Source organism: Streptomyces sp. NPDC015220 (assembly GCF_043079345.1).
Taxonomy (GTDB): Bacteria; Actinomycetota; Actinomycetes; order Streptomycetales; family Streptomycetaceae; genus Streptomyces.
Window position 1 is genome coordinate 24,267 of record NZ_JBIBUK010000043.1, and the last position, 7,093, is coordinate 31,359.

Annotated in this window: 4 protein-coding genes; 2 read left to right on the top strand and 2 right to left on the bottom strand. The window is 74.0% G+C overall.

Going from position 1 to position 7,093, the window contains the following annotated elements; all coding sequences use genetic code 11:
- Positions 1-464 precede the first annotated feature (464 nt).
- Positions 465-2,117 (bottom strand): ABC-F family ATP-binding cassette domain-containing protein, encoded by a 1,653-nt coding sequence (locus ACF061_RS38645; protein WP_392271697.1) that lies wholly within the window; start codon positions 2,115-2,117, stop codon positions 465-467.
- Positions 2,118-2,273: 156 nt separating this feature from the next.
- Between ACF061_RS38645 and ACF061_RS38650 the strand changes: the two genes are divergently transcribed.
- A complete protein-coding gene (locus tag ACF061_RS38650; protein ID WP_392271698.1) occupies positions 2,274-3,230 on the top strand; it encodes an FAD-dependent oxidoreductase in 957 nt (318 codons plus the stop codon).
- Positions 3,231-3,249: 19 nt separating this feature from the next.
- On the opposite strand, the gene ACF061_RS38655 is transcribed toward ACF061_RS38650, so the two are convergent.
- Positions 3,250-5,205 (bottom strand): Xaa-Pro dipeptidyl-peptidase, encoded by a 1,956-nt coding sequence (locus ACF061_RS38655; protein ID WP_392271699.1) that lies wholly within the window; start codon positions 5,203-5,205, stop codon positions 3,250-3,252.
- Positions 5,206-5,410: 205 nt separating this feature from the next.
- Between ACF061_RS38655 and ACF061_RS38660 the strand changes: the two genes are divergently transcribed.
- Positions 5,411-6,904, top strand: a complete 1,494-nt coding sequence (locus ACF061_RS38660; protein WP_392271700.1) for a M1 family metallopeptidase — start codon at positions 5,411-5,413, stop codon at positions 6,902-6,904.
- Positions 6,905-7,093 lie beyond the last annotated feature (189 nt).

The following is a 7,093-nucleotide window of genomic DNA, read 5'->3' on the forward strand; positions in this document are numbered from 1 at the left end:
ACCGCTCTGCGAGGGTCGGCGGACCGTCGCCACGACCGCCGGCGGACCGCTCAGCGAGGGCCGGCGGGCCGCTGTCGCGGATGCGGGCCCGCGGGTCGGCGGGCCGCTAGCGCGCGTGCGGGCCCGGCGGTAGGGCGGAGTGCGGACCCGGCGGTAGCGCCGCGTGGGGGCGCGGGGCGCCGCCGCGGGGGGCCTGGGCGGGCATGAACGGGCCCGGCGGTCGCCCCATGCGCATCACTTCGTCGAGTTCCCGAAGTATGCTCGTGGCCGCGTCCCTGACCCGTGCGGGCACGTCGCCGCGCTCTGCGACGAGCTGGTGGTAGATGGGGGCGTCTTGGAACATGGGCAACCAGGCCTTCCGGTTCTCGGTCTCACTCCGCTGGACAACGGTTGCCGAGTGTAAGGCCCCGCCTCGCCCGCCCTCGTGGCCGGTAGGCCCGTCGCACCGGCCACGGCCTCGGCCGTCACCGTACCTGACTCTCGGTCACCTTGCCGTCGGCCACCTCCAGGTGACGGGTCGTCCGGACCGCCGTCAGCATGCGGCGGTCGTGGGTGACCAGCAGAAGGGTGCCCTCGTAGGAGTCCAGGGCCGACTCCAGCTGCTCGATGGCCGGCAGGTCGAGGTGGTTGGTCGGCTCGTCGAGGACCAGGAGGTTGACGCCCCTGCCCTGGAGGAGGGCGAGCGCGGCCCGGGTCCGCTCGCCCGGGGAGAGGGTCACGGCGGGACGCAGCACATGGTTCGCCTTCAGGCCGAACTTGGCCAGAAGCGTTCGCACTTCGGCCGGTTCGGTGTCCGGCATCGCTGACCGGAAGGCGTCCAGCAGGCTCTCGGGGCCGTGGAACAGGCGCCGCGCCTGGTCCACCTCGCCGACCACGACACCGGAGCCCAGGGCGGCGTGTCCGGCGTCCAGCGGGAGACGGCCCAGCAGGGCTCCCAGCAGTGTCGACTTGCCGGCGCCGTTCGCGCCCGTGACCGCGACCCGGTCCGCCCAGTCGATCTGGAGGCTGACCGGTCCGAGCACGAAATCGCCGCGCCGCACCTGCGCGTCACGGAGCGTGGCGACGACCGCCCCGGAGCGCGGGGCGGCCGCGATCTCCATGCGCAGCTCCCACTCCTTGCGGGGCTCCTCGACGACCTCCAGCCGTTCGATCATGCGCTGGGTCTGCCGGGCCTTCGCGGCCTGCTTCTCGCTGGCCTCGCTGCGGAACTTGCGGCCGATCTTGTCGTTGTCGCTGCCCGCCTTGCGCCGGGCGTTCTTCACGCCCTTGTCCATCCAGGCGCGCTGTGTGAGCGCCCGCTCCTGAAGTGCGGCCCGCTTGTCGGCGTACTCCTCGTAGTCGTCGCGGGCGTGCCGGCGGGCCACCTCCCGCTCCTCCAGGTAGGCCGCGTATCCGCCGCCGTAGAGGTTGATCCGCCCCTGGGCGTGGTCGAGTTCGAGGACCCTGGTGACGGTGCGGGTCAGGAACTCCCGGTCGTGGCTGACGAGGACCGTCCCGGCACGCAGACCGGTGACGAAGCGTTCGAGGCGTTCCAGGCCGTCCAGGTCGAGGTCGTTGGTGGGCTCGTCCAGCAGGAAGACGTCGTAGCGGGAGAGCAGCAGGGAGGCGAGTCCCGCGCGGGCCGCCTGGCCTCCCGACAGCGACGTCATCGGCTGGTCCAGGCCGACGGCCAGGGCGAGCGAGTCGGCGGTCTCCTCGGCCCGCTCGTCGAGGTCGGCGCCGCCGAGGCCGAGCCACCGCTCGAGGGCGCTCGCGTAGGCGTCGTCCGCGCCGGGCGCCCCGTCGACGAGGGCCTGGGTGGCCTCGTCCATCGCCCGCTGGGCGGCGGCGACGCCGGTACGGCGGGCCAGGAACTCCCGTACGGTCTCGCCCGGGCGGCGTTCGGGTTCCTGCGGCAGGTGGCCGACGGCCGCCGTGGGCGGGGAGAGCGTGAGTTCGCCCTGCTCGGGCGTGCCCAGTCCGGCGAGCATCCGCAGCAGCGTGGACTTGCCCGCGCCGTTGGCGCCGACCAGTCCGATCACGTCCCCGGGCGCGACGACGAGGTCGAGTCCGGTGAACAGCGTGCGGTCGCCGTGGCCGGCCGCGAGGTTCTTGGCGACGAGGGTGGCAGCAGTCATCAGGGGGTCGATCCTAGTGGCCCGGCCGGCCGCGGTCCGGCTCGCTCCCCGGGTCCGGGCCGCCGCGCAGGTCGCGTACCCGGCGGGCGTGCCGTGCGGGTCCCCGGGGCGGGGCCGCTGTGAGCGCGGCATGACACGTTGGGCTACGGTCCTGGCGTGGACGGTGGACTGAATGACGACGTCGTGGTGGTCGGCGGCGGGATCATCGGGCTGACGACGGCGCTCGTGCTGGCCGAGCGGGGCCGGCGGGTGCGGGTGTGGACGCGGGAGCCGGCCGAGCGGACGACGTCGGCCGTCGCGGGCGCGCTGTGGTGGCCGTACCGGATCGAGCCGGAGACGTTCGTCGGCGACTGGGCGCTGCGGTCCCTGGCCGTGTACGAGGAGTTGGCCGCGCGCCCGGAGGAGACGGGCGTGCGGATGGTCGAGGGGGTGCACGCCGGCACCCGGCTCGCATCGCTGGGGTCGTGGGCGGCGCGGGTGCCGGAACTGCGTGCGGCCCGCGCCGGGGAGTACCCGGGACCGGCGTTGTGGGGGCGGCTGCCGCTGATCGACATGCCGGCTCATCTGCCGTGGCTGCGGGAGCGGCTGCTGGCCGCGGGCGGGAGCGTCGAGGAGCGCACGGTCACGGATCTGTCCGCGGTGCCCGCCCCCGTGGTGGTGAACTGCACGGGTCTGGGGGCCCGGGAGCTGGTACCGGATCCGGCGGTGCGTCCCGTGCGCGGTCAGCTCGTCGTCGTGGCGAATCCGGGGATCACGACCTGGCTGACCTGCGTCGACGAGTCCTCGGACGCCTCGACCTACCTCTTCCCGCAGCCGGGCGGCCTCGTCCTCGGCGGTACGGCCGAGGAGGACGCCTGGTCCCTGGCGCCCGACCCGGCGGTGGCCGAGCGGATCGTCGCGCGCTGCGCCGCGCTGCGGCCGGAGATCGCCGGGGCGCGGGTGCTGGAGCACCGGGTAGGGCTGCGCCCGGCGCGGCCCGCGGTGCGGCTGGAGCGCGAGGCGCTGCCGGACGGGCGGGTCCTGGTGCACAACTACGGGCACGGCGGCGCCGGGGTCACCGTGGCCTGGGGATGTGCGCGTCAGGCGGCCGGGCTGGCGGGCCCGGCCGCCTGACGCCGTCCTTCCCCCGGTGTCAGGGGGTCCTGCGGACGGTGTGCGGTACCCGTACGCCCGCGGGGGTCCCGGCCGTCGGGACGGTCACGGACCGGGCGGTGGCGCGGGTGAACGCCCCCGCCCCGCCGACCAGCGGGAGCGTGGCCGAGGTGCGGGACAGGTCCAGGGTCAGGGTCGGGGTGCTCGACGGAGGATCGATGAGGTCCTTGTCCGTGCCGGCCACGATCAGCGCCAGGCGGTGGCCCCTGGGCAGGACGTGGTCGGTGGCCGCCAGGTCGAGGCTGATCGTGTACGCCCTGCCCGGGACGAGCGGGCCGCCCCTGCCGTCGGGGGTGTGGTGGCCGAGGTCGGCCCAGCCGCGGCTGACGACGGTGGAGCCGACCGCCGCCGTCCTGGCCCTCGTCTCCAGGAAGCAGGCGCTGTCGCCCGCCGTGCTCGCGCCCCAGCAGGTGCGGTCGGTGAGGGTGGTGATGCCCTCGGCGGCGTCGGCGTAGTCGCGGACGGTGTCGGGGCCGAGGTCGACGAGGACGGCGGACAGGTGGGCCGTCGAGGTGGTCGGGGTCGCGGTGACGGTGACCTCGGAGGAGCCGGACAGCCGCAGGTCGTGGCCGAGCGGCTCGGTGACGAAGCCGGCCTTGTCCGGGGTCGGCGTGTCGATCCGCGCGGCCCAGTCGGTCTCGCTCAGCCTCGGGTCGTCGGTGAAGGTCTCGGTGCCGCGGGCCGTGCGCAGGCCGAGGGCGCCGACGCCCGGCCGGTCGCCGGGGGCGGGGCGCAGGGTGGTGGCCAGGGTGCCGCTCGGGGGCCAGAGGCGCGAGGTGGTCCACTGGTCGGGGTGGCGTTCGACGTCCGCCATGGGTTCGCGGTCGATGCCGTTGTCGTAACCGAGGAGTTCGTGGTCGAACCAGCGGTGCAGGGTGTCGACCCAGGCCGCGCGGCGGAAGTCGAAGGGGTCGACATGGCCGGTCTGGGAGAGCCAGATCTTGCGCTGGACACCGTTCCTCGCGAGGGCGTCCCACCACTGGCCGAAGTTCTTGGTGCGGACGTTGAGGTCCTGCATGCCGTGGACGAGGAAGACGCTCGCCCGTACCTTGCCCGCGTCCTTGACGTAGTCGCGCTCGGTCCACAGCCGGGTCCGGTCGCCGGTGCGCGGGGCGCCGTCGACGAGCCGCTTCTGCACGGCGGCGCAGCGGGCGCGGGCGGTGCCGCTCTCGACGTAGTCGGACAGCCAGTCGGGGCCGGAGTCGTACAGCGGGGCGCCCTGGGCGAAGTAGTAGTCGTACCAGGAGGAGATGGCGCTGATCGGGACGATGGTCCGCAGGCCCTGCACGCCGGTGGCGGCCACGCCGTTGGCGATGGTGCCGTCCCAGCTCTTGCCGATCATGCCGGTCCGGCCGTCGGTCCAGGTCGCCGTGGCCGGGGTGGAGCCGGTGCGGGTCGTGTAGGCCCGGGCGCGGCCGTTCAGCCAGTCGACGACCGCCTTGGCGGACTGGACGTCCTCGCGGCCGCCGACGTCGACGCAGCCGTCGGAGCGGTTGGTGCCGGCGAGGTCGACGCCGACGAAGGCGTAGCCGCGGGGCACGAAGTAGTTGTCGTAGAACAGCGGCATCCGCTCGACGCGGCCGGCCGCGTCGTAGGTCTTCGTCTGGTTCTCGTTGCCGCGCCCGCAGCAGGAGTAGTACGGGCTGGCGTCCATGATCACGGGTACTTTCCGGCCCTGCCGGGCGGGTTCGCGGGGGCGGACGACGTCGGTCGCGACGCGGTCGCCGCGTCCGTCGCCGTCGCCGTCGAGCCCGGTGTCCACCCAGACGGTCTCGCGGACGGCGTTCGCGTACGAGTAGACGGGGCGGCTCTCGCGCGGGGCTCGGCCGTCGTGCGGGGCGCCGTGCGCCGCCGGGCTGAGGAGGGCGGCTGCCAGCACGGCGGTGGCCGCCACGGTCAGCGCTCTCCAGAACGTCATGCGCGTGCTGTTCGGCATGAGCGGGACGGTACAGGGGTCAACTCCCGGGCTGAAGAGGTGAACTGACGTGTCGCCGGAGACTTCGCGAACGGGCGGGCCGCGGCACGCGGCTCGTGACGGCCGAATGGCGATCGTGTGACAGCAGTGGCCATGGACATGCCTGGGAGCACAGGGACTCAATAGGCTCCGGACAGACTTCACGCCCCTACGACTTGGAGCTGACGTGCACCGCAGAATCATCGTGCCGGGCGCACTGGCGGCGGCCTCCCTCCTGCTGGCGATCCCGGCATCGGCCGCGAGCCATTCCCCCGGCGCGCCGGGCATCGGCGACCCCTACTACCCCGACTACGGCAACGGCGGCTACGACGTCTCCCACTACGACCTGAGGCTGAAGTACCAGCCCGCGACGGACGAGTTGGAGGGCACGGCGACGATCTCGGCGCGGACCACGCAGGACCTGTCCAGCTTCGACCTGGACTTCCTGCTGGACGTGAGCGAGGTGCGGGTCAACGGCGCGAAGGCCGCCTTCGCCGGCTCCGGCGCGCACGAACTGGTGGTCACCCCCAGGGCCCCGCTGGCCAAGGGCACGCCGATCACCGTGGTCGTCCGCTACAGCGGGGTGCCGTCCACGAAGAGCGCGTACGGGTTCACCACCTGGCACCGCACCCCGGACGGCGCGATCGCGGCGGACGAGCCCGAAGCGGCCTGGTGGTGGTTCCCCAGCAACGACCACCCGAGCGACAAGGCCACCTACGACGTGTCGGTGGCCGTGCCGGACGGCACGCAGGCGATCTCCAACGGCACGCTCCAGTCGACCAGCTCGAAGCTGGGCTGGACGCGCTGGAACTGGCGCGAGAACAAGCCGCAGGCGACCTATCTGGCCACGCTCGCGCTCGGCAGGTTCGACATCACCACCGGCACCTCCGAGGGAGGCGTCCCGGTGGTCAACGCCTACAGCAGGGACCTCGGCGACGAGGACGGGGCGGCGCGGGCGAGCGTGGAGCGCACCGGGGAGCTCGTCGACTGGCTGAGCGGCTATTTCGGGCCGTATCCGTTCAGCTCGGCCGGCGGCTACGTCCCGAACACCACCACCGGGTTCGCGCTGGAGACCCAGACCCGCGTGTACTACAGCCCGAGGCAGTTCGCGAACGGCTCCAACACCTCCGTCGTCGTCCACGAGCTGGCCCACCAGTGGTACGGCGACAGCGTGTCCGTCAAGGGCTGGAAGGACATCTGGATCAACGAGGGCTTCGCGCGCTACGCCCAGTGGCTGTGGTCCGAGCACGAGGGCGAGGGCACGGCGCAGGAGCTGGCGGACTACGTCTACGCCTCGCACCCGGCCGACGACGCCTTCTGGACGGTGAAGCCGGGCGATCCCGGCCCGGACGACCAGTTCGACGCCGCCGTCTACGACCGGGGCGCCGTCGCCATCCAGGCGCTGCGCAACGCGGTGGGCGACGACGCCTTCTTCACCATCCTGAAGGGCTGGCCGCAGCGGCACGCGTACGGCAACGCCTCCGTGGCCGACTTCCAGAAGTACGCCGAGCAGGTCTCCGGCAAGCCGCTGGCCGCGCTCTTCGACACCTGGCTGTTCCAGCCGGTGAAGCCGGGCGCCCCGGCGGCACGGGCGGCCTCCCTCGCCAATGCGTCGGCGGCCGTGCCCCGGCCGAGGTCCTGGGCGCGGATCGAGGCGACGAACGACGTGCACGCCAGGTGAGCCACGGCCGGACCGCTCCCGCCGGGGCGGTCCGGCACCCGGGCGATCACCTCGACGCCCGTGACGGACGGCGCGGTGGGGGGGGGGGGGGGGGGGGCCCCCCCCCCCCGCCCCCCCCCCCCCCCCGCGCGGGCCCCCCCCCCCCCGCCCCGCGGCGCCCCGCGGGCGCGGGGGGGGGGGGGGGCCGCG